Here is a 22958-nt window from a genome sequence, read left to right as displayed (position 1 = left end):
TCGGGGTGCGGGCGTGAACGAATTAGGGAGTATTCTAACACCGCACCGCTTGGTCGATGTGTCGCAACCAGAGGCTTCCACAATAATGCGAAACGCGATTTTCGCCCTGATACCCGCCCTGATGGCGGCGCCGGCTGCGGCGCAGTCAAATACGGGCATCACCGAGTTCACGCTCGATAACGGGATGCAGATCCTGGTTCGCGAGGACCACCGTGCACCGGTGGTTGTCTCCCAGGTCTGGTACCGCATCGGGTCATCCTACGAGAAGGCCGGCGAGACCGGCCTGTCGCATCTGTTCGAGCACATGATGTTCAAGGGGACAGAGAAGTACGCGGAGGGCGAGTTCTCGGAGATCATCTCCCGCGAGGGCGGGCGCCTGAACGCCTTTACCGGGCGCGATTTCAGTGCCTATTTCGAGGTCATGGCCGCCGATCGCCTCCCCATCGCGCTGGAGCTCGAGGCGGACCGGATGGCGAACCTGCAGATCAACGCCGAGGCGCTCGAGACGGAACGTGAGGTTGTGCTCGAGGAGCGCCGGCTGCGCACGGATGATCGGCCCGAGGGGCGCTTCGGCGAGCGTTATGCCGCCATTGCCCATCCGGGCACCGGCTATGCCCACCCAATCATCGGCTGGGCGGACGATGTAGCCGCCTTCGACGTCGAGGATCTGGAGGGCTGGTATCAGCAGTGGTACACACCGACCAACGCCACGCTGGTGGTGGCGGGCGATGTCCAGCCCGATGAAGTCCATTCCCTCGCCAGGGAATACTTCGGAGACATCGAGGCCCGCGAGGTCCCGACGGTGCATGATGCCGACAATCTACAGCCGCCGGGCGAGCGGCGCCTGATCCATCGCGATCCGCAGGCGCGGGTGACCCAGCTGCGGATGGGCTACGAGGTGCCGTCGTTCCCGACCGCCGAGTCGAACCAGGATCCCTATGCGCTGCTGATGCTCGCCACCATCCTTGATGGCGGCGAGGGGGCCCGCCTCGCCGAGGAGCTCGTGCGTGGTTCCGGCGTCGCCGCGGCGGCAGGTGCCAGCTACAACCCGATGGTACGGCTGGACAGCCAGTTCTCGTTGTTCGGCGTGCCCGCCGATGGCGATGTCGATGCGGTCGAGACGGCGCTGCGTGACCAGATCCAGCGCCTGCAGGACGAGCCCGTTTCCACCGAGGAGCTGGAGCGGGCGCGCAGCCAGATGCTTGCCGATCACCTGTTCGAGATGGATTCGGTGTTCTACCAGGCGATGCAGCTGGGCATGCTCGAGACCACCGGTTCCGGCTGGGCGAGACTGAACAGTTTCGAGGAGAACGTCCGTGACCTGACCGCCGAGGATCTCCAGTCGGCCGCCCGGCAGTACCTGCGCCCCGAGATGCTGGCAGTGGGCGTCATGCAGCCGACCGATCAGGAGGATGAGGGATGAGGCGCTGGATTGTCGCTTTTGGCCTGATCCTTTTCAGTAGCGCAGGGGGCGCAATGCAAGCCGAGATTCAGGAATGGAAAACCGACGCCGGGGCGGACGTGCTGTTCGTCGAGCGTCACGAGCTGCCGATCGTCGATATCCGCATGACCTTCGACGCTGGCAGTGCCCGGGATGGTGAGCGGGCCGGCCTGGCACGCATGACCAGCAACCTGTTGCTGGAGGGCACGCCGGAGCGCTCGGCGGGCGAGATCGCCCGCGGATTCGAGCGCTATGGTGCCCGGGTGAGCACCGGCAGTGGACGCGATACGGCGGAGGTCAGCGCCCGGGCACTGAGCGAGGCGGAGCGCCTTGATCCGGTGATCGACGACCTGGCCGCGGCGGTCGCCAATGCCGACTTCCCGGCGGACGCCGTCGACCGGGTGCGTCGCCAGATGACGCTCAGCCTCCAGCAGGCCGAGTCCTCGGCATCGGCGCAGGCCGAAAAGGCATTCATGCGGGGCATCTACGGGGAGCATCCCTACGCCACGCCGCCGGGCGGCACGCTGGAGTCGGTCGAGGGACTGACCCGACAGGCGGTCATCGATTTTCACCGCCGCCATTACACCGCCACCAACGCTACGATCACCATTGTTGGTGATCTCACGCCGGATCGTGCCGAGGCGATCGCGCGTTCGCTGAGCACCACGCTGCCCGCAGGCGAGGCGCTCCCAGCCCTGCCCGAGGTGACGATGCCTGAATCCGCGCAGACGGTTCGTGTGCCGATGGAGGCCGAGCAGACCCACGTCATCATCGGCCAGCCGTCGGTGCGCAAGGGCAGTGACGCCTACTACCCGCTCTACCTGGGCAACCACATCCTCGGCGGTGGCGGGCTGACCTCGATTCTCGCGGAGCGGATGCGCGAGGAGCGCGGGCTTTCGTACAGCAGTTCCTCGCAGCTGACCTCCGGGGCGCGACGGGGCCGATTCCAGATGGCGACACAGGTGCGTAACGATGCACTGGGGGAGGCGCTTTCCGTTATGCGCGACAGCCTGGATGAAATGCGCACCGAGGGACCGTCAGACCAGCGACTGAGCGACTCCAGGCGTAACATCACCGGCAGTTTCCCGCTCCAGCTCGACAGCAACCGGGATCTGCTCGGTTATGTCGCCACCATCGGCTTCCACGATCTGTCACGCGACTACCTCCAGGAGTTCGTCGATCGCATCGATGGCCTGGAGGGCGACGATGTCCAGTCGGCGATGCAGATGACGATCGACCCTGCCCGTCATGTCACGGTGCTGGTCGGCCCGGAGGCGACGATCAACGCCGTCGAGTAACGGGCGCTGCGTGAGTGGACAGCTGCGGATTATCGGCGGCGACTGGCGGGGCCGACGCCTGCGTGTCGGTGCCGCGCCCGGCCTGCGTCCCACTGCCGACCGTAATCGCGAGACGCTTTTCAACTGGCTGCAGTCGGATGTCGCCGGCGCCCGGATTCTCGACCTGTTTGCCGGTACCGGCGCGCTGGGGCTCGAGGCCCTGTCCCGCGGCGCCGTCGCCGCGACGTTTGTCGAGCGCTCACGGCCAGTCGCCCGGGCCCTCAGTGATCTGATCGATCGGCTGGAGGCGAGCGACCGCGCGCGGGTCGTGACCGCGGATGCGCGGCGGTATCTACGCGCCGATCCGGCTACCTTCGATCTCGTCTTCCTCGATCCGCCTTTCGATAGCCACCTCCTTGCCGACAGCCTTGAACGACTGCGGCAGGGCGGGTGGTTGTCGGCCGACGCGCAGGTCTATATCGAATCGCGGGATCGTCGCCGCCCGCCGCTCGATCCCGCGGTCTGGGAATGCGAGCGCGAGAAAACCGCCGGTGACGTGTGGTTTGCGCTGCTCAGGCCGTCGCGCTGAGGTCGGATCATCCGCCCGGGGCTGGTATGTTCAGTCGACAGGCAATACGATGCCGCGCTCCAGTAGAGGAGGCGTTATGTCCGTCGTCGCGGTCTATCCCGGTACATTCGATCCACTCACCAACGGCCATAGTGACTTGGTCGAGCGGGCTTCGCGGTTCTTCGATCACCTGATTGTCGCCGTCGCCGGCAGTCCCGGGCCCAGCAAGCAACCCGCGTTCACTCTCGACGAGCGCGTCGAACTCGCCCGTCATGTGCTCCAGCCCTATCGTCGCGTCGAGGTGATGGCCTTCGATACCCTGCTGGTCGATTTCGTCGAGGCACAGGGGGCGCGGGTGATCCTGCGCGGATTGCGCGCGGTCTCGGATTTCGAGCACGAGTTCCAGCTCGCCAGCATGAACCGGCAGCTGGTGCCGAAAGTCGAGACCGTTTTCCTGACGCCCGCCGAACAGTATGCCTATATCTCCTCGAGCCTGGTGCGCGAGGTGGCCGCCCTCGGCGGTGATGTCAGCCGGTTCGTCCATCCCAGTGTCCAGGAGGCGCTCAGTCGTCGTTACGCGACCGGCTAGCACGGAAATTTACGATTGCGCGGCACGCGCCCCTGCCGTATTGTCCGTCGGAGGTGCTTGATTATCGTTATAATCAACGCTTGGCAGCCCGATGGTCGGGCCGTCTAAAGGAAGGCAGTGGCCTTCTGCGATGTTTGACATGTCGGTTTTGTAAACCGACGGACCTTGATGAGACAGATAGATGAAATCGATTTACGTGGGCAACCTGCCCTTCTCCGCCTCCGAGGATGAAGTCCGTGACCTTTTCGCCAATTACGGCGAGGTCAAAGAGGTTCGGATGATCTCCGATCGGGAAACCGGTCGTCCTCGCGGCTTCGGCTTCGTGCGCATGGACCCTGCCCAGGCGGACGCCGCCATCGAGGCACTCAATGGCACGGACATGGGCGGACGGACGCTGCGCATCAACGAGGCGCAGGATCGTAAGCCCGGCGGTGGAGGCGGCCCGCGCCGCAACTGGTAACCGCAGGCCTTAACTGCCAGGGCCCGATGCCGTCCGCGGTATCGGGCCTTTTTTATGGCTAACTGTCCGGTCTGCGGGATGACCACCGGTATCCGGTCGGGTCACAATGAACCATGGACTCAACAACCGCCGAGCGTCGTTACCGGGCCTTTCTCGCCGCCGCCCAGCTCCGATTCCCCTGGCAGTTCCGCACCCGGGGGCAGTCCGATGACCAGGAGGGTGTGCAGGTCGATGTGCCGCCGGGCTGGTACGGCGTGCTGGAGCGGCTGTTCCACGACGTCGAGGCGGTCATGCCGGCCGCCGAGCGCGAGGGTTTTCGCTGGCGTCGGCTTTGTGCCCGGCATGCAATGCTGGAAGTCGCCTTCGACGGCCTGCGCGATCCGGTCTCGCCAAGGGTGGTGGAGGCCCGGGAGCGGGCCGCGGTGACCTGCGATGTCTGCGGCCACCCCGGCGCCCGTCGCGAGGTTGCCGGTCGCTACGCGGTCAGCTGCACTCGCCACTTTATCCAGCGGCTCCTGCAATGCCATCCCGAGGGCGAATCGGGGGCCCGCCTGTGGTGGGGGACGCCGCAACCGGTGCTCGGCGGACGCAGTCCCGCCGCGTATATGGAGGCCGACCCACCGACGGAGACCCTGATCGAGCAGGCGTTGCGCCTCGCCATGCCCCCCGTGCCCAGGCTGGATGCACCGAATCGTGAGCGGTTGCAGGCGGCCTGGCCGGTGCTCGACGAGGCACTGGGCGAGCGGCTGCGGAGCCTGCGGGTGGCCGCGTTCGATCCCCGGTCCGGGCGGGGCGGGACCCTGATTGCGATGCTGGCCGGTGACGCCGATCCGTCGGCGCAGGCCGCTGCGGTAACACGACTGGCCCGGAACGGGTTCAGCGACCTGCGGCTCAGGCTGGTCGGTCAGTCCGACCTGGCATCGCCCGCGGCGGCGGCGGATCCCTGGGCCTGCATGCTCGCGCTGGAGGCGTCGATAGATATCCCCCGGGCAACGCCGGATCAATCCGTTCTGGTGCGATAGACGTCGAAGCGCGTGCTGCGACCGGGCAGGTGATAGTCCGGCGGCTGGTCGGCGAGGGGTCGGGCATGGCGGTGGCGTTTGACGACCACCCGGTCGAGCGCCGTCGCGCGTGCCTGCCGCAGCAGCGCCGACTCATCCGTCGCCGGCATCGACAGGGCCTGCAGTAACGCCAGCTCCTTGCCCGCGGCGGCACGGCGCTGGCCGCTGTACATCGGGTCAAGGTAGACCACCGCCGGGGGATTGTCCCTGAAATCCTGCGCCAGCCATTCAACGGCATCGGCATGGTGGGGATCCATGCGGGCGGTGCGATCCGCCGCACCGCCCGCGGTGGCACGTTGCAGACCATCCACCAGCAGCGCGTGGACCACGGCGGAGCGCTCCAGCAACGTGACCGACGCGCCGGCGGTGGCCAGCACAAAGGCATCCCGCCCGAGCCCCGCGGTGGCATCCACGATCCACGGGCAATGATCACCGCGAATGCCGCAGGCCCGGGCGATGGCCTCACGACGCTGCCCCGGGCGGGCGTTGCGATAGCCCTGTGCTCCGCGGGTAAAGTCGGCGCGCATGCACATCGGTGGGCGGCCTGCCCGACACAGCGCGAGTCCGTCGGTATCCAGCCAGAGATAGAGGCCGGCCGCGGGTGCTGTCTCGAAGAGCTCGGTGCCGAGGCTGCGCGCGAATGACCGGGCCGCGGCGCGATCTGTGTGCGGGGCGGCCACCAGCGGTGGCGAGGGCGTTTGTGGCGGTTTATCGCAGTGCCGTATGATCGAAGTCACCAATTTATTTCCCGGAGCACAGACTCATTATGAGTGACAACAACGATACCGAAACCGGCCAGGTGGACCCCAACGAGCTTACCCGCTCGCTGGCAGAGGTCGCCGGCCGTAGCCAGCAGCTCGTCAAGGACTTTGTTGCCCGCCAACAGGTCGGAGATCAGATCTCCATGGATGACGCGCTCCACATGAGCAAGTTGTTCCGGGATCTCCATACCCGGCTGATGGCGGATCCGGTCCAGCTCATGCAGTGGCAGATGGGGTTCTGGCAGGACTACATGGCGCTGGTGCAGAACCAGTCGCTGCGCATGATGGGCGTTGACAGCGAACCGGTCCGCTCGCCTGCCAAGGGCGACAAGCGTTTCCAGCACGATGCCTGGGACGACAATCCGTTCTTCGACTTCGTCAAGCAGACCTACCTGCTGACCGCGGATTACCTGAACCACTCCGTGAACAATGTCGAGGGCCTCGACGAAAATACCCAGAAGAAGATCGATTTCCACACCCGCCAGTTCATCAGCGCGGCATCGCCGTCGAACTTCCTCGCCACCAATCCGGAGGTGCTCGAGCGCACCGTCGATACGCAGGGACAGAACCTGGTCGACGGGCTCAACAACCTGCTCGAGGATCTCGAGCGCGGTAACGGCAAGCTGAAAATCCGCCAGACCGACCCGGATGCCTTCGAGGTCGGTCGGGATCTGGCGATCACGCCCGGTAAGGTCGTCTACGAAAACGAACTGATGCAGCTTATCCAGTATTCACCGGCCACCGAAGAGGTGGCGCGGCGTCCGCTGCTGTTCGTGCCGCCGTGGATCAACAAGTACTACATCCTCGATCTGCGTCCGAAGAACTCGCTGGTCAAATGGCTGCTGGAGCAGGGCTACACGGTGTTCGTCATCTCCTGGCGCAATCCCGACGCCTCGCTGGCCAACAAGCAGTTCGAGGACTACATGAAGCTCGGCCCGCTGGCCGCGCTGGACGCGGTGGAGCAGGCCATCGGCGAGCGCGACGTCAATATCGTCGGTTATTGCCTGGGCGGGACGCTGCTTGCGGCGACGCTGGCGTGGATGAAGAGCCGCGGCGAGGAGGGCGTCCACAGCGCGACCTTCCTGACCACGCTGCTCGATTTCGAGAGCCCCGGCGAGCTCGGCGTGTTCATCGACGAGGAGCAGGTCAGCTCGCTGGAAAAACAGATGGACGAGCAGGGCTATCTCGGCGGTAACCAGATGGCGTCGACGATGTCGAGCCTGCGCTCCAACGACCTCGTCTGGTCGTTTTTCGTCAACAACTATCTCATGGGCAAGGATCCGTTCCCGTTCGACCTGCTCTACTGGAACCAGGATTCCACCAACATGCCGGCGCGGATGCACGCCTTCTACCTGCGCCAGATGTATCTGGAGAACAATCTCCGTGAACCCGGTGGCATTACGCTCGATGGCACCCCGATCGATCTGGGCAAGGTCGATGTCCCGTCCTACTTCGTCTCCGCCAAGGAAGACCATATCGCGCCGTGGCTCGCCTGTTACGCCGGTTCGCGGCTGCTGGGCGGGCAGACCCGGTTCGTGCTGGGCGGCTCCGGTCACATCGCCGGTGTCATCAATCCGCCCGAAAAGCAGAAGTACGGTTACTGGCTGAATGGCCGCAACCCGAAGGATCCGGAGGCCTGGTTCAATGGCGCCAAGCACCACGAGGGCTCTTGGTGGCTGGACTGGATCACGTGGCTGGCGCCGAAGCGGGGCGGCGAGGTACCGGCGCGGACGCCGGGCGACGGCAATCTCAAGCCGATCGAGGACGCACCGGGTCGCTACGTGAAGGAGACGGGCGATGGTGGATGACGCCCCACGGGTCGGCATTATCATGGGCAGTCGCTCCGACTGGGAGACGATGGCCCATGCCGATAACCTGCTCAGGGAATTCGGCGTCGCCCATGAATGCCGGATCGTCTCGGCCCATCGCACCCCGGCGCGTATGAACGAGTATGCCGGATCGGCGCGTGGGCGTGGCCTGCGGGCCATTATTGCCGGGGCGGGCGGCGCCGCGCACCTGCCCGGCATGGTGGCCGCCCAGACCACGGTTCCGGTGCTGGGTGTGCCGGTGCAGAGCCGCGCCCTGAAAGGGCTCGACTCGCTGTTGTCGATCGCCCAGATGCCCGGTGGCGTGCCGGTGGCGACGTTCGCCATCGGTGAGTCGGGGGCACGCAACGCGGCGTTGTTCGCGGTTGCCATGCTGGCGTCGGACGATGCCGACCTGGCCGACCGGCTCGATGCCTACCGCGAGGCCCAGGCCCGTCGGGTCATCGAGGACGAACTGCCTTGAGCCGACCGATCCTGCCGGGCGCGACCATCGGTATTCTCGGGAGCGGTCAGCTGGGGCGCATGCTGGCCCAGTCGGCCCGTCGCATGGGGTATCGCGTTCACACGCTGTCACCGGCCGCCGATTCGCCCACCGGCCAGATCGCCGATCGCGAGGTGGTCGCCGCCTATGACGACCTGGAGGCCATCGCGCGGTTTGCCCGCGACGTCGACGTGGTGACCTTCGAGTTCGAGAACATCGCGGCCGAGTCGGCGGCGGTGGCGGCTCGCCACGTCCCGGTGCGCCCGAAGGGCGATGTCCTGCACCTCACCCAGAACCGTTACCGCGAAAAGCATGCGCTGACCGCGGCGGGACTGCCCACGGCCCGCTACGAGGCCGTGGATTCGCTTGAGCAGTTGCATGATGCGATCGCCCGGCTGGGCATGCCCTGCATCCTCAAGACCGCCGGCTTTGGCTACGACGGCAAGGGGCAGGCCCGCATCACGGCGGACAGCGACCCTGCGGACGCATGGCAGGCGATCGGTGCCGGAGCGGCGATCCTCGAGGCCGTGGTGGATTTCGAGGCCGAACTCTCGGTGGTGGCCGCCCGCGGCCCCGATGGCGCGCAGGTCGACTTCGGCCTGATCGAGAATCGTCATGTCGATCACATCCTCGATGTCTCCATCGCGGACATGCCGCTGACGCCGGGGCAAACGGCCAGGGCACGCGAGATCGCGGCGACGGTCATGCGCGAGTTCGACGTGGTGGGGGTGCTCTGCATCGAGATGTTCCTGACCCGTGACGGTGAGCTCCTGATCAACGAGCTTGCCCCCCGTCCGCACAACTCCGGGCACCTGACCATCGAGGCCTGTGCCAGCAGCCAGTTCGATCAACAGTTGCGGGCCGTATGCGGGCTGCCGCTGGGTGACACGACACGCCATGCCCCCACCGCCATGGCCAACCTGCTCGGTGACCTCTGGAACGGCGGCGAGCCCGACTGGGCAGCGGCGCTGGCGGACCCGGCGGTCAACCTGCATCTCTACGGCAAGGCCGAGGCGCGCCCCGGCCGCAAGATGGGGCATCTCACCGCCTCTGCCGCCTCGCGTGACGAGGCCGTCCGGCGGGTAACGCAGGCCCGCTCGGCACTGCTTCGTCCCCGAAACACCTAATCCCTCAGTACGGAAAAACAGCCAACGATGTGGTTTCGCAATCTCTGCGTCTATCAAATAGCCGACGCCTTCAGTATTGACGCCGACCATCTGGAGAGCCGGCTCGGTGCCGGTCAGTTCCAGCCCGTGGGTCCCCACGATCCGGAGGCCCGCGGCTGGGTGCCGCCGCTGGAGAATGGTGGAGAGACGCTTGTCCATGCGGCCGGGCAGCGGCTGATGGTCTGCCTGCAGACCGAGACCCGGGTGCTGCCGCCGGCGGTCATCCGCGAGAACGTCGAGTCCCGGGTGGCCGAGCGCGAGGATGCGATGGCGAGGCCGCTGGGCCGGCGGGAGAAGGCGCGGATCAAGGAGGAGGTCACCATCGACCTGCTGCCGCGGGCCTTTACCCGCAGCAAGCGGGCCTATGCCTATCTCGATCTGACGGGGCGCTGGCTGGTCGTCGACGCCGCGACCTGGCGCGAGGCCGAACTGCTGACCGACGATCTGCGGGCGATGCTGGGGAGCCTGCCCATCCGGCCGCTACAGACCGAGAGCGCGCCGCACCAGGTGATGACGGACTGGCTGGCCCATGACCAGTTCCCGTCCGATCTGGAGCTCGGCGAGGAGGCCGTGTTCGAGGATCCGCGCAGCGAGGGAGCCGAGGTCCGTTGCAAGCGCCAGGACCTGCGCAGTGCCGAGATCCGTGGGCATATCAAGGCGGGCAAACGGGTGCGTCGGCTGGCGCTGACCTGGGATGACCGCATCAATGCCGTGCTCGACTCGGATCTGTCGATCAAGCGGCTGAAGTTCATGGACGGCGTCCAGAGCGATGTCGATGATCGGGAGGCGGAATCGGCGCAGGAGCGCTTTGATGCCGATTTCGTGATCATGGCGGAAGAGCTGGGCCGATTCCTGCCCCGACTGGTCGCCTGGTTCGACTGAACGGCGCCGCGAACCCGTATTCCGGACAAAAAAAAGCCGACGATGTCGTCGGCCAAGAGGAGGAGAGTCGGTTCAGGGCCTTTGCCCTGACAACGAATAGAATCATAGTCGTTGACTGGCTCTGCCGGAATAGCCCCGTCAGATGACCACCTGTGACTCTGGCGCACAAATCGCGGGGAACGGCCCGGCGCTTTGATTGTCGCTATCGCGGACCGAGGCCGGCCATTAGCGACTCGGTGTTGGTTGCGAGGCTCGCGTAATGGTAGCCGCCTTCCTGAATGGCAACGGTGGGCAGGCCGAGACTCGCAACCCGCTCTCCCAGCGTCTGGATGTCGCTCGACCGGACGCCGATCTTCGCCTGCGGGTCCTCGTAGTAGATATCGAAGCCGTTGGAGAATACCAGTGCGTCGGGGGCGAACAGCCGGATGGCGGTGAGCGCCTCGTCAAGGCGGCCGGAGAACGCCTTTGCGTCCGAACCGTGGGGCAGCGGCAGATTGATGTTGTAACCATAACCCTCACCGTCGCCGCGTTCGTCCTCGAAGCCCGTGACCACCGGGTAGAAATTGGTGGGATCGCCATGGATCGAGATGTAGAGGACATCCGCACGGTGATAGAAGATCTCCTGGATGCCCTGTCCGTGGTGGACGTCGGTATCGAGCACGGCGACCCGCGGGAAATGCTCGCGCAACGTCTCCGCCGCGATCGCCGCGTTGTTGAGGTAGCAGAAACCGCCGGCCGCATCGACCCGCGCATGATGGCCCGGTGGTCGGCAGAGCGCGAATGCCATCGGATCGCCGCCGATCACGTCACGGGCGGCGCAGACTGCCCCCTGGGCCGACCAGTACGCCGCCTCCCAGGTGTGCTCGCCCACCGGGCAGCTGCCGTCCGCGAGGTAGCGTGCCGCCTCGGCGAGGATGCCGCGCAGCGGGTTGGGCGAGCGCACGAACACGTTTGACAAGACCTCGTCGCCCCAGTCCTCGGGCATACTGGTCCAGCGCCGGTGGCAGGATTCCAGAAAGCGGAGATAACCGAGATCGTGGACGCGGCTGATGGACTGGATGCCGTGATCTTCCACCGATTCCATCGAGGCGCCCGCGCGCTCCAGCCCGTCGATGATATGACCCGTTCGCTCCGGGATCTCCTGCGGGGTGCGCATCTGGCCGCGGGTGAAGTAGGTTTTCGGATGGTGCAGATCCTGACGCGGATCGAAATAGGCTTTCACGGCGGCGACTCCCTGGCTTGCGGTAGAAAAACGATACCGCCGGGAGGATAGCAGGGTGGTCAGGGGAGAAGAATGGTGCGCCCGGCAGGACTCGAACCTGCGACCTTCGGCTTCGGAGGCCGACGCTCTATCCAGCTGAGCTACAGGCGCAATATCAATACTGTAGCAATCGCAGGCGCTTCGGCATAGCCCCGGTATGCCCTGCCGGGCAATGCCGCTATACTTCCACGCAGAGTGAAAAACTGAGGATTATCAAGTGAGCGCCGAGCAGGATAGTGAATTCTTCCGTAGTTTTGCCAAGGTTATCGCCACCCTGGTGGGCGTCACGGTTTTGCTCATCGTGATTGCGAATTCGCTGTTTGGCGACGAAGACCCCGCGCGCGAAGCGCTGGCGAGGGAGCGCGCGACCGAGAATCTGTCGCCGTCTTTTGCAGTCAGGCTGAGCGGCGAACCGGCACCGGTGCTCGCCTCTGCCGAAGCGTCGGGTGGGTCCGCGGAGTCAGGCGGTGTCACCGAGGTGCGCAGTGGCGAGCAGGTCACCCAGGCGGTCTGTATTGCCTGTCACCAGGGTAACTTCCTGAATGCCCCGGCGGTGGGCGATGCCGGTGCCTGGGGGGAGCGAATCGACAAGGGTTGGGAGACCCTCGTCGGAAATGTGACCGATGGCTACGGCAATATGCCGGCCCAGGGCGGGGCCGCCTCGGAGGAGGAAATCCGCGCCGCCATCGAATGGATGGTGGAGTCCGAAACCGGCCTGGACGTCCCCGAGTCCTAGGCCAGCCTGGCCGAGGATCGCTCGCCACCGAGCAGCACATGCTCGGCGTGCTCCAGCGCCTCGGGCGCGCCGTAGACGACGAGGACATCACCCTCGCGCAGAACGGTGTCGGTCGAAGGCTGGGGGCCACGGATCCCGCCCCGCCGAACGGCATTGATTGTCACCCCGATCGAGTCCAGATCGAGGTCGCTCAGTGGGCTGCCAACCGCACTGGCATTGCCGCTGAGCGTGATGGCGTGGAGTTGCTCCCGGAAACGTCCGTTTTTTTCCAGGTCGATGCGCTCGGCGCCGTGGAAATACCCCTTGAGCAGTCGATAGCGATCCCCCCGCACCTCGCGGATATGCCGAAAGACACGGGCCATGGGGATCTCCAGCAGTGCCAGCACATGCGAGGAGAGCATCAGGCTTGCCTCCAGTATCTCCGGGACGACAACGGTGGCCCCTGCGTCCTCGAAGCGCTCGATCCACCGGTCGTCCCGTGTCCGCACGATGATCGGGATGTCCGGTCGTTCCGAGCGGGTATGCTCGAGCACTTTGAGACTGCTCGCCGGATTATCGAAGCTGAGGACGATCATCCGTGCGCGCTCGAGTCCGGCGGCGTGGAGAATCTCGCGGCGCTCGGAGTCGCCGTAGCTGACCGGATCGCCGGCATTGCGCGCCTCTTCCACGCGTTGCGGATCCAGGTCGAGGGCGACGAAGGGCAGCGCCTCCTGGTCGAGGAAACGGCCGATGTTCTGACCGGTTCGTCCGTAGCCGCAGAGGATGACGTGATTGGATAGGGGCCGGGCGACACGCGAAATCTCGGCATCCATTTCCGCCGGGTCGGTATCACCGGCGGCGGGGCGCAGGACGGCCTGTACCAGCCGGTCGTTGTAGCGGATCAGCAGCGGTGCAGCGACCATGCTGAGGACAATCGCGGCCAGCACGAGCTGGGTCGTGGCCGATGTCATGAGCCCGGCGCTGATGGCGAGGGCGATCAGCGCGAAGCCGAATTCACCGCCATTGGCGAGTATCAGCGCCGTTCGGCCCGCGTCATGGGGCCCGTCAACGCTGCGGGTGATGGCATAGACCAGCAGGAGCTTCACGGCCATCATGCCGACGGCGATCAGCAGTACCCAGTGGATACCGCTGAGCAAAACCGGGACGTTGATCACCATGCCCACGGTGATGAAGAAAAACCCCAGCAACACGTCGCGGAATGGCCGGATATCGGCATCGATCTGGTGGCGGTATTCGGTTTCGCCCAGCATGATGCCGGCGAGAAAAGCGCCGAGGGCAAGTGACAGGCCGGCCAGGTGGGTCACCCAGGCGCCCGCCACGGCGATCAGCAGGACGGTGAGAGTGAACAGCTCGTTGGAGCGCGCCCGTGCCACCTCGTGGAAGATCGGCCGCAGCGCCTTGCGTCCGACCCAGACCATGGCGCCGAACACGACAACGCCCTTGACCAGCGCGAGCCCCATCTCGACCGGCAGCGAGGTATCACCGTTACCGGCGAGGATGGGGATTGCGATGAGCAGCGGCACAACGGCCAGGTCCTGGAACAGCAGGACGCCCACCGCCCGCCGGCCGTGCCGGGTATGCACCTCGACCTGCTCGGTCAGCTGCTTGGTGACGATGGCGGTGGATGACAGGGCCAGTGCACCGCCCAGTACCAGGCCAGCTTCCGGCGAACCGCTGATCCACCAGGCCATGCCGCCGAACAGCACCAGGCAGACCAGTACCTGGCTGGCCCCCAGCACGCCGACGGCCCAGCGCATCGCATGCAGCTGCGGGAACGAGAATTCGAGTCCGATCGTGAACAGCAGGAACACCACGCCGAACTCGGCGATCAGGTGCATGCTGTCGGTCTCCGGGATCAGACCCAGCGCGGACGGCCCCAGCGCCATACCGACGACGAGATACGCGATGATCGGCGGCAGCGACAGACGACGAAAGAGTGCGACGGCCACCACCGAGGTGGCCAGCAGGAGGATGATGCTTTGCAGGCCGTCCATGCGTTCTGACTGATTCCCGGGCTATCGATAGCGATCGAGCGTGAGGCCGGCGAGATCGATCGCCGGGGTGCGGCCATCGATCATATCAGCAACGACCCGGCCGGCGCCGGCCGCGAATGTCCAGCCCAGATGCCCGGCCCCGGTGTTCAGATACAGCCCGCCTACCCCGCTCTGGCCGAGGATCGGTGGCCCGTCCACGGTCATCGGGCGCAGACAGGCCCACTGCTCGGCGCTACCCGCATCGACCTGTTCCGCGAGGGCGGGGAAGTTCGCCAGTCCCTGCTCGAGCACGGTGCGCACACGCTGTGGCCGAATCGTCTTGTCGTAACCGGTGAATTCCGCCGTGCCGGCGATGCGGAGCTGGTCACCCAGGCGCGTGATGACGATCTTGCGGCCATCATCGATGATCGGTAACACCGGTGCGGCCTCCAGGCCCCCCACCGGCAGTGTGGCGGAGTAGCCCTTCACTGGCCGGATCGGCAGACGGACCCCCGCCTGGCGTGCCAGATGCGGTGCCTCGGCCCCCGTCGCCAGCACGAATGCATCGGCCTCGATCGTGCCCCGGTCGGTATCAATGGCCTGCAGTCGGCCGCCCTCGACCCGGAGATGCTGTACGGACTCCCCCAGGCGGAGTGTCAGACCGCGATCAACCGCCGCCTCGCCGAGTCGCTGGCAGAAAAGCCGGGCGTCACCGCTGGCATCGTCCGGGTAGAAGAACCCGCCCGCAAGGTCGCCTTCGATATCGGCAAGCGCCGGCTCGCGGTGGCTGATGGCGGCGGGCGTCAGGGCCTCGTGGCGTACTCCGGACTCGGCCATCAGCGCGCTGCCCGCGTGCGCGGTCTGCATCTCCGCTTCGCTGCGGAAGATTTTCAGGATGCCGGCATGCCGCTGGGTGTATTCGAGGGGCAGCCGATCCTCGAGCTCGCGCATCAGCTCCAGACTGTAGACCGCGAGGCGGGCGTTCACCGCGGTGTTACGGGCGTGATGGTGGGGGCGGCTATAGCGCAGAAAGCCCAGTCCCCAGCCGACCAGGCTCGGGAGTGCCGTTGGACGGAGCAACAGGGGAGAGTTCTCGCGGCCGATCCAGCGCAGCAGCTGGCCGAGGGCCTGGGGTGTGTTCCAGGGCTCGGTATGACTGGCGTGGAGCATGGCGCCGTTGGCGTGGCTCGCCTCCGCGGCGAGCTCGGGCGCACGGTCTACCAGCGTGACGGTATGCCCGCCGTCCAGCAGATACCACGCGGTGGTGACGCCCACCAGGCCGCCGCCGATCACGGTGATATGCACAAAACCTCCTTACGATGTCCGGGGGTGTCCGGATCGGACCCGCTCCCGATAGGACAACGCCTCGGAGACATGATATTCCCGGATCGCGGTCGTACCTTCCAGATCGGCGATGGTCCGGGCGATCCGCCAGCATCGGTGCCACCCCCGTGCGGACATGACGAACCGCTGGGCCGCGTGTTTCATGAGCGCCTGACCGGCCGGATCCAGTCGCGCATTGCGACGCATGACACTCACGGGGAGGTGAGTCGCGGCGCAACCGTCCCGCTCGATCTGGCGCTCGCGGGCGGCCTGGACCCGGGTGGCTACCGTCGCCGTGGGCTCGCTCTCCTCGGCCTCGTCGAGCTCGGCGGCGGTCAGCCGGGGGACGTTGACCTGCAGATCGATCCGATCGAGCAGGGGCCCGCTGATCCGATTGCTGTAGTGGCGAACCTGTTGCGGCGTACAGCGGCAGTCATGGTCGGCTTCGCCGTAATAACCGCAGGGGCAGGGGTTCATGGCTGCAACGAGCTGGAAGCGGGCGGGAAAGCGGATCTGGGCGCCGGATCGGGAAATGCTGATCTCGGCGGTCTCGAGCGGTTCGCGCAGCGCCTCGAGCGCCTCGCGCGGGAATTCCGGGAGCTCGTCGAGGAACAGGACGCCGTGATGCGCCAGCGAGATCTCGCCGGGTCGCGGGCGAGCACCACCGCCGGTCAATGCGCGCGGCGAGGCACTGTGGTGGGGGCTTCGAAACGGCCGCTGCCCCCAGTCGCGGGGGTCGAATCGTCCCCTGGCAATCGAGTGGAGCGACGCCGATTCCATGGCCTCGGCATCGGTCATCAGTGGCAGCAGGCCGGGCAGCCGGGCGGCCATCAGGCTCTTGCCGCTCCCCGGGGGGCCCGACAGCAGCAGACTGTGACCGCCCGCCGCGGCGATTTCGAGGGCCCGGCGGGCGTGGGACTGGCTGATGACGTCGCGCAGATCGGGCTGCTGGCACGGATTGAGCGGAGGATCCGGCCGGGCCGCTGGCAGTGGACGTTCGGCCGTAAGATGGCGACAGACGTCGACCAGATGATTACCGCCATAAACCTCGCCTCCCGCCAGCGCGGCCTCCGCACCATTGGTTCCCGCCACGACCAGCGACTCACCGTCCGCCGCGCAGCGCAGGGCCACCGGAAGCGTGCCGCTGACCGGCCTGAGACCGCCGGACAGGGCGAGCTCGGCGCAGAACACGGTGTTGTCCAGGCGCTCCCGGGGCAGCTGGCCGGAGGCCACCAGTATGCCCAGCGCAATCGCCAGATCGAAGCGGGCACCGTCCTTGGGCAGGTCGGCCGGCGCAAGGTTGACCGTGATGCGCCGTCGCGGAAAGTCGAAACCGCTGGTGGTCAGTGCCCCGCGGACACGGTCCCTCGCCTCGCGTACCGCCGTGTTGGGCAGCCCGACGATGGACAGCGAGGGGAGACCGCCGCCGAGGTGGACCTCGACGTCGACGCGCGGCGCATCGATCCCGACAGCAGCCCGGGCCTGAACGAGTGCCAGTGACATGACAACGCACCTCCCTGTGCGAAGTGGATTGCCGGAAGCGGCGGTGTCTACTCGCCGGCGTCGTCTGGCGTCGACTGCTCGGTCACCGCTGTATTGCCTTCGAGCGCAGCGACCCGTGCCTCCATGGCCTCGAGCCGCTCGCGGGTGCGGGCGAGCACCTTCGCCTGGGCGTCGAATTCCTCGCGGGTGACCAGCTCCATGCGGTTGAAAGTGCTCTGCAGCGCGACCCGGGCGTTCTTCTCGACCTCCGCCTGGATATCCCGCAATCCGCTGGGCAGATTCTCGGAGAAACGCTTCGCCATCTCATCGAACTGTTTCGGATCGAGCATTGTTCGGTCTCCGTTGCCTTCGTTTGAGATCAGTTTAAGCGGTTGACGGGGAATTCCCAATCCATTGAAAGGGTTGATTCTGGTGCATCCGATGAATGGCGAATGCACGTATTTGGTGCAATGAACCGTCAAGGGGCATTCAGTCCCCGGCGGGCAACGGCGATTGTCTCTTTGGCATGGTCCCTGCATAGGTGTTGGTGCGTTTATATCGTTCACGGGCACCGGGGCTATCCGGTCCCGACAGGGGAGTACAGGCATGAAGCTGATTACTGCGATTATCAAGCCCTTCAAGCTCGACGACGTCCGCGAGTCACTCTCGGAAATCGGCGTGCAGGGCATCACTGTTACCGAGGTCAAGGGATTCGGCCGTCAGAAGGGGCATACCGAGCTCTATCGGGGCGCCGAGTATGTCGTCGATTTCCTGCCCAAGATGAAAGTCGAGGTCGCACTCGCCGATGACCTCGTGGAGCGGGCCATGGAGGCCATCAGTAAGGCGGCCAATACCGGCAAGATCGGCGACGGCAAGATCTTCGTCACGGCGATCGAGCAGGCGGTGCGCATCCGCACCGGCGAAACCGACAAAGACGCACTCTAAGGATCACTGGGAGTCTGAAATATGTCTGCAGAATTCAACGAACTGGCGTACGCGCTGGATACCTTCTATTTCCTGGTCTCGGGAATACTGGTCATGTTCATGGCCGCCGGCTTCACGATGCTGGAGTCGGGCCTGGTGCGCTCGAAGAACACGACCGAGATCCTCACCAAGAACGTGGCGCTCTACTCGATCGCTTGCATCATGTACATGCTGATGGGCTACAACATCATGTACGGCAGCGGCGTGAGCTCCATTATTCCGTCTTTCGGCGGCATCCTGGGCACGGCGGACAACGCGGCCGCGGACATCGCCGGCGGCAGTGATGCCTACTACTCGAACATCTCCGACTTCTTCTTCCAGGTCGTCTTCGTCGCAACCGCCATGTCGATCATCTCGGGGGCCGTGGCCGAGCGAATGAAGCTCTGGGCGTTCCTGCTGTTCACGGTCATCCTCACCGGTGCCCTCTACCCGATCCAGGGCTTCTGGAGCTGGGGCGGTGGCTTCCTGGCCGAGCTCGGCTATTCCGATTATGCCGGCTCCGGGATCGTGCATATGTTCGGTGCAGCCGCGGCGCTGGCCGGCGTGATGGTGCTTGGTCCGCGCAAGGGCAAATACGGTCCGAACGGCGAAGTCCGGCCGATCACCGGTGCCAATATGCCGCTCGCGACGCTGGGCGTGCTCATCCTCTGGTTCGGCTGGTTCGGCTTTAACGGTGGCTCCGAGCTCAAGCTCTCGGACGTCGGCTCGGCCAACGCCGTCGCGCTGGTCTACGCCAACACCAACCTGGCGGCAGCCGGTGGTGCCGTGGCCGCGCTGATTACCGCCCGTCTCATGTTCGGCAAGGCCGACCTGACCATGGCGCTGAACGGCGGCCTGGCCGGGCTGGTGTCCATCACTGCCGGACCGAACGTGCCGAGCCTCCTGGGTGCGACCCTGATCGGCGTGGTCGGTGGCATCATCGTGGTGTTCTCCATCGTCGGGCTCGACAAGCTCAAGCTGGATGATCCGGTCGGTGCCATTTCGGCCCACGGCACTGCCGGCATCTGGGGTGTTCTGGCCGTGCCGCTGTGGAATGACGGCGCGAGCTTCGGCCCGCAGATCATCGGCCTGGTCACGATCTTCGTCTGGGCCTTCGGCGCGAGCTACATCCTCTGGAGTATCCTCAAGGCGGTGATCGGCATCCGTGTCACCGAGGAAGAGGAGCAGACCGGGCTCGATATCACCGAGTGCGGTGTCGAGGCCTACCCGGAGTTCAACCGCTAACGCCAGCGTTAACGGTTCGATTCCACGCTCAGCGGGCGCCTTCGGGCGCCCGCTTTTTTGTGGGGTCGCGGAATGCGCTGCGTTAGACTTCGGGCCTGGACGCTGTCTGATTTATCAAAGGAGAGGAACATGAAAGTAGGTGTTGCCGGACTCGGCGCCATGGGTCGCGGGATGGCCAGAAACCTCGCCGCCGCCGGTTTGCTCGTCGGCGTCTGGAATCGGACCCGGGCCAATGGCGAGCCGCTTGCCGATGAGTTGCAGGTGCCGCTGGCCGAGGATGCAACCGCGCTCGCCCGGCAATGTGATGTCGTGATTACCTGCGTGAGCGCCGACCAGGATGTTCTCGAGGTGGTGGGTGCGCTGGCGGACGGCGTGAGCGAGGGCGATATCGTCATCGACACCTCGACTATCGGTGTGGATACGGCGGAGGCCGCCGCCGAGCTGCTGCGCGTGCAGGGCGCGGCATTCCTCGATGCGCCGGTGACCGGTGGCTCCGAGGGCGCCGAGGCCGGCACCCTCCAGGTCATGGTCGGCGGGGATCCCGATGTGCTTGAGCGTGTCCGTCCGGCGCTGGCGGCGATCGGCAGCGATGCGACCCATTTCGGGCCGGTGGGTTACGGACAGCGCGCCAAGGCCGTCAATCAGGTCATGGTGGCGGGCATTGTGCAGGCGATCAGCGAGTCGCTGTCATTCGCCGAGGCGAGTGGTCTCGACACCGAGCGTCTGTTACCGGTGCTTACCGGCGGCGCGGCCGGCAGTCGCCTGCTCGAGCGCCGCGGCAGCCGGATACTGGCGGGGGACTTCGAGCCCGGATTCCGCGTCGCCCTGCATCACAAGGACCTGAACCTGTGCCGCGATCTACTCCGGAAGCTCGACGTCAATCTGCCGCTGGTGGAGATGACGCTCAAGCACTACGATCGCCTGCTCGAGCAGGGTTACGGCGACGAGGACACCTCGGCGCTGTTCCGGCTCAAGCGCGAGATGTTCCAGTCCGGTAACCGCAAGAGCCTGTAGCGGCGGCGGTTCTAACCGCCCGCCTGAAGGAGAATCGACTCGATCTCCTGGTCGGCCATGCGGGTGCGGACACCGTTGACCTGCTCGAGGTCGTTGAAGGGGCCGATGCGGACCCGGTGCCAGGTCTCGCCGCCCGAGAGCTCGACGACCTGGATCCGGGCCTGGATCCCGAGGAGGGCGAGGCTCGCCTTCAGCGAGTCGGCATCCTCCGCCTGGCGAAAGCTGCCGGCCTGGAGTAGATAGCGCTTGTCCTCATCGGATGGTGGCGCCGAATCGCTGTCGGTGGATGATTCCGGCGGTGGATCCGCCTCCGGCAACGCCTGCGTGCCGTTATCTCTCGGCGCCTGTTCCTCGGCTACCTCCACTTCCTGCTCGTTGAGCAGGCGATAGAACTCGAACCGCGGCTGATCGGATTCGCTGGCCGTCTCCTCGTCGCTGGCGGGCGTCTCGTCCCCGCCGGTCGTGTCGGGCCGGCGATGCTCGAGATGGACGACCAGCGCCACCATCAGGCCGATGGCGAGGCCGGTTACACCCCAGGCAACGGGCATCCGGCCGCTTTTCGCGGCAGCGCCCGATTTTTTCTTCCGGCTCGCCTGGCCACTGGTGCTGCGGGCCGGCTTTCGTGTCGTGTTGCGTCCCGTGGCCATGCCTACATGCGTTCCGGAGACGATACGCCAAGCAGTCCGAGGCCGTTGCGAACGACCTGCCGGACCGCCTGGATGAGGGTCAGCCGCGCGTTGCGCAGCTCGGCGTCGTCGACGAGGAACGTATGGGCGTTGTAATAGGTGTGGAATGCACCCGCCAGATCACGCAGATAGGCGGCGAGCTGATGGGGCTCGTGGCTGCCGGCGGCGGATTCCAGGACCTCGGTGTAGCGGCCCAGCGAATCGATCAGCGACTGTTCGTGCCCGGCCGTCAGCCGTGCCAGCGCGGCGAGGCCATTGTCCGGATCATGCCGCAGGCCGCGCTCCTCCATCTGTCGCAAAACGCTGCAGACCCGGGCATGGGCATACTGGATGTAGTACACCGGGTTGTCGTTGGACTCCGATTTGGCGAGCTCGAGATCGAAGTCGAGATGCTGCTCGGGGCGGCGCATGACGTAGAAGAACCGTGCCGCATCGTTGCCTACTTCCTCGCGCAGTTCCCGCAGGGTCACGAATTCGCCGGAGCGCGTCGACATCGGCAGCCGTTCCGACCCGCGGTAGAGGATGGCGAACTGCACAAGGCGGAACGTGAGCTTCTCGGCGGGATGGCCGAAGGCGGCGAGGCTCGCCCTTACCCGTGCCATGTAGCCGTGATGATCGGCGCCGAACACGTCGATGGCATGACTGAAACCGCGATCGAACTTGTTCAGATGGTAGGCGATATCGGAGGCAAAATAGGTGGTCTGGCCATCCGCCCGCCGGACCACGCGATCCTTGTCGTCGCCGTAATCGGTGGACCGGAACCACAGCGCACCGTCCGCCTCGTAGAGTGTGTCCGCCTGCCGCAGACGCGTCAGCGCCTGCTCGACCGCACCGGCACTGACCAGTGACCGTTCGCTGAACCAGCGATCGTAGCGAACACCGAAGGCGGCGAGGTCCTCGTCGATATCGGCGGTGATGGTGGTGACAGCGGCTTCCAGCACTTCCTGGTACCGGGTCTCGCCCAGACAGGCGCGGGCCCGTTCGATCAGTGCGTCGATATGGGCCTCTTTATCGCCGCCGGCATGCGCATCCGCCGGCAGGCCGGTGGCCAGCTCGGTGGCGGTGATCCGGTAGCGCTCGCCGCCGCTCGCCTCGAGGTCGCGGGCGATGTCGTGGATGTAGTCGCCGCGATAGCCGTTGGCGGGGAACTCGACCGCCTCGCCACGATGCGCCAGGTAGCGGACCAGCACGCTCACCGCGAGGATGTTCATCTGGCGTCCCGCATCGTTGATGTAGTACTCGCGGTGGACGTCGTGGCCGGTCGCCTCGAGGACATCGGCCAGCGCCGCTCCGAACGCCGCCCCCCGGCCATGGCCGACATGCAGGGGGCCGGTGGGGTTGGCGGAGACGAACTCCACGATGACGCGTTCGCCGCGGCCGTGGTTGCTGCGTCCGTACTCGTCTCCCTCGCGGTGGATGCGGGCAATCACCGCGTTGGCCGCATCCTGCGTGAGGAAGAAATTGATGAACCCGGGACCGGCCACCTCGACACGGTCGACATGCGGATGGACGGGCAGGTGGGCTACCAGCTTGGCCGCCAGGTCCCGCGGATTTTGCCGGGCCGGTTTGGCGAGTCGCATGGCGACATTGCTCGCGTAGTCACCGTGACCGCTGCCACGACCGCGCTCGAGCTGGATGTCCAGCGCTTCCGGCAGGGCGAGGGATTCGGCATCGGCCAACGATTGCAGCGCCTGGCGCAGCAGATCGATCAGTTCTTCTTTCATCGGTGAATTCAGTATCCGGCTGGCAAACGAGCGTCCATT

General features: G+C 65.8%; 22 protein-coding genes and 1 tRNA gene. 14 read left to right on the top strand and 9 right to left on the bottom strand.

Translation table 11 applies throughout. The features are described from left to right. The first annotated feature begins 85 nt into the window (after positions 1 to 85). The 6 genes from EV698_RS07990 (at position 86) to EV698_RS07965 (ending at position 5357) form a co-directional block, all read left to right on the top strand. Positions 86 to 1423, top strand: a complete 1338-nt coding sequence (locus EV698_RS07990; RefSeq protein WP_130503561.1) for a M16 family metallopeptidase — start codon at positions 86 to 88, stop codon at positions 1421 to 1423. 53 nt (positions 1424 to 1476) lie between these two features. After that, complete coding sequence (locus EV698_RS07985; protein ID WP_239016234.1) at positions 1477 to 2739, top strand: M16 family metallopeptidase; 1263 nt, start codon at positions 1477 to 1479, stop codon at positions 2737 to 2739. A 10-nt stretch (positions 2740 to 2749) separates the two neighbouring features. Then, positions 2750 to 3307 (top strand): 16S rRNA (guanine(966)-N(2))-methyltransferase RsmD, encoded by a 558-nt coding sequence (gene rsmD / locus EV698_RS07980; RefSeq protein ID WP_130503559.1) that lies wholly within the window; start codon positions 2750 to 2752, stop codon positions 3305 to 3307. A 76-nt stretch (positions 3308 to 3383) separates the two neighbouring features. Beyond that, complete coding sequence (coaD, locus tag EV698_RS07975; protein ID WP_130503558.1) at positions 3384 to 3875, top strand: pantetheine-phosphate adenylyltransferase; 492 nt, start codon at positions 3384 to 3386, stop codon at positions 3873 to 3875. 181 nt (positions 3876 to 4056) lie between these two features. Beyond that, the gene (locus tag EV698_RS07970) at positions 4057 to 4335 is read left to right on the top strand and encodes an RNA recognition motif domain-containing protein (protein ID WP_130503557.1); all 279 of its coding nucleotides are present in this window, start codon (positions 4057 to 4059) and stop codon (positions 4333 to 4335) included. A gap of 113 nt (positions 4336 to 4448) precedes the next feature. Continuing rightward, positions 4449 to 5357 (top strand): hypothetical protein, encoded by a 909-nt coding sequence (locus EV698_RS07965; RefSeq protein ID WP_130503556.1) that lies wholly within the window; start codon positions 4449 to 4451, stop codon positions 5355 to 5357. Here EV698_RS07965 and EV698_RS07960 read toward each other — a convergent pair. Next, positions 5336 to 6133 carry a class I SAM-dependent methyltransferase gene (locus EV698_RS07960; protein ID WP_165385755.1) on the bottom strand — a complete coding sequence of 266 codons (798 nt, stop codon included), beginning with the start codon at positions 6131 to 6133 and terminating at the stop codon, positions 5336 to 5338. The two genes, EV698_RS07965 and EV698_RS07960, sit on opposite strands and share 22 nt — an antisense overlap. A 29-nt stretch (positions 6134 to 6162) precedes the next feature. On the opposite strand from EV698_RS07960, the gene EV698_RS07955 reads away from it, so the two are divergent. Genes EV698_RS07955 through EV698_RS07940 form a run of 4 tightly spaced genes read left to right on the top strand, consistent with a single transcriptional unit; the run spans position 6163 to position 10512 of the window. After that, a complete protein-coding gene (locus EV698_RS07955; RefSeq protein WP_130503554.1) occupies positions 6163 to 7965 on the top strand; it encodes a PHA/PHB synthase family protein in 1803 nt (600 codons plus the stop codon). Next, the gene (purE, locus tag EV698_RS07950) at positions 7955 to 8446 is read left to right on the top strand and encodes a 5-(carboxyamino)imidazole ribonucleotide mutase (RefSeq protein ID WP_130503553.1); all 492 of its coding nucleotides are present in this window, start codon (positions 7955 to 7957) and stop codon (positions 8444 to 8446) included. The genes EV698_RS07955 and purE overlap by 11 nt, the downstream gene beginning before the upstream one ends. Beyond that, a complete protein-coding gene (locus tag EV698_RS07945; protein ID WP_130503552.1) occupies positions 8443 to 9591 on the top strand; it encodes a 5-(carboxyamino)imidazole ribonucleotide synthase in 1149 nt (382 codons plus the stop codon). The genes purE and EV698_RS07945 overlap by 4 nt, the downstream gene beginning before the upstream one ends. A 27-nt stretch (positions 9592 to 9618) precedes the next feature. Next, on the top strand, positions 9619 to 10512 hold the full coding sequence (locus EV698_RS07940; protein ID WP_130503551.1) for a recombination-associated protein RdgC: 894 nt from the start codon (positions 9619 to 9621) through the stop codon (positions 10510 to 10512). Between the two features lie 202 nt (positions 10513 to 10714). Here EV698_RS07940 and EV698_RS07935 read toward each other — a convergent pair whose 3' ends face one another. Together EV698_RS07935 and EV698_RS07930 are read right to left on the bottom strand one after the other, a co-directional pair. Next, positions 10715 to 11734 carry a histone deacetylase family protein gene (locus EV698_RS07935; protein WP_130503550.1) on the bottom strand — a complete coding sequence of 340 codons (1020 nt, stop codon included), beginning with the start codon at positions 11732 to 11734 and terminating at the stop codon, positions 10715 to 10717. A 73-nt stretch (positions 11735 to 11807) separates the two neighbouring features. Further along, positions 11808 to 11884, bottom strand: a tRNA-Arg gene (locus EV698_RS07930). Between the two features lie 106 nt (positions 11885 to 11990). Here EV698_RS07930 and EV698_RS07925 point away from each other — a divergent pair. Beyond that, the gene (locus EV698_RS07925; RefSeq protein ID WP_130503549.1) at positions 11991 to 12509 is read left to right on the top strand and encodes a c-type cytochrome; all 519 of its coding nucleotides are present in this window, start codon (positions 11991 to 11993) and stop codon (positions 12507 to 12509) included. Here EV698_RS07925 and EV698_RS07920 read toward each other — a convergent pair. The 4 genes from EV698_RS07920 to ubiK are packed head-to-tail and all read right to left on the bottom strand — an operon-like array spanning position 12506 to position 17637. After that, the gene (locus EV698_RS07920) at positions 12506 to 14503 is read right to left on the bottom strand and encodes a monovalent cation:proton antiporter family protein (protein ID WP_130503548.1); all 1998 of its coding nucleotides are present in this window, start codon (positions 14501 to 14503) and stop codon (positions 12506 to 12508) included. The genes EV698_RS07925 and EV698_RS07920 overlap by 4 nt on opposite strands. 21 nt (positions 14504 to 14524) lie before the next feature. Further along, positions 14525 to 15787, bottom strand: a complete 1263-nt coding sequence (locus EV698_RS07915; protein WP_130503547.1) for a D-amino acid dehydrogenase — start codon at positions 15785 to 15787, stop codon at positions 14525 to 14527. Between the two features lie 9 nt (positions 15788 to 15796). Then, positions 15797 to 17308, bottom strand: coding sequence for a YifB family Mg chelatase-like AAA ATPase (locus tag EV698_RS07910; protein ID WP_130503546.1), 1512 nt, complete (start codon positions 17306 to 17308; stop codon positions 15797 to 15799). A 47-nt stretch (positions 17309 to 17355) separates the two neighbouring features. Further along, positions 17356 to 17637, bottom strand: coding sequence for a ubiquinone biosynthesis accessory factor UbiK (gene ubiK / locus EV698_RS07905; RefSeq protein ID WP_130503545.1), 282 nt, complete (start codon positions 17635 to 17637; stop codon positions 17356 to 17358). A 256-nt stretch (positions 17638 to 17893) separates the two neighbouring features. On the opposite strand from ubiK, the gene glnK reads away from it, so the two are divergent. From glnK to EV698_RS07890, 3 genes are all read left to right on the top strand, one after another. Then, the gene (gene glnK / locus EV698_RS07900; protein ID WP_130503544.1) at positions 17894 to 18232 is read left to right on the top strand and encodes a P-II family nitrogen regulator; all 339 of its coding nucleotides are present in this window, start codon (positions 17894 to 17896) and stop codon (positions 18230 to 18232) included. A 21-nt stretch (positions 18233 to 18253) separates the two neighbouring features. Further along, positions 18254 to 19495, top strand: coding sequence for an ammonium transporter (locus EV698_RS07895; RefSeq protein WP_130503543.1), 1242 nt, complete (start codon positions 18254 to 18256; stop codon positions 19493 to 19495). Between the two features lie 72 nt (positions 19496 to 19567). After that, positions 19568 to 20509, top strand: coding sequence for an NAD(P)-dependent oxidoreductase (locus EV698_RS07890; RefSeq protein WP_338062121.1), 942 nt, complete (start codon positions 19568 to 19570; stop codon positions 20507 to 20509). Positions 20510 to 20520: 11 nt separating this feature from the next. Here the strand turns inward: EV698_RS07890 and EV698_RS07885 are convergent, their stop codons facing one another. Together EV698_RS07885 and argS are read right to left on the bottom strand one after the other, a co-directional pair. After that, entirely contained in the window at positions 20521 to 21156 is a 636-nt protein-coding gene (locus EV698_RS07885) for an SPOR domain-containing protein (protein ID WP_130503541.1), read from the bottom strand. Positions 21157 to 21158: 2 nt separating this feature from the next. Next, on the bottom strand, positions 21159 to 22919 hold the full coding sequence (argS, locus tag EV698_RS07880) for an arginine--tRNA ligase (protein WP_130503540.1): 1761 nt from the start codon (positions 22917 to 22919) through the stop codon (positions 21159 to 21161). Between the last annotated feature and the right edge of the window lie 39 nt (positions 22920 to 22958).

Source organism: Spiribacter vilamensis, assembly GCF_004217415.1.
Lineage (GTDB): Bacteria > Pseudomonadota > Gammaproteobacteria > Nitrococcales > Nitrococcaceae > Spiribacter > Spiribacter vilamensis.
This window is presented reverse-complemented; position numbering and strand designations above follow the sequence as displayed.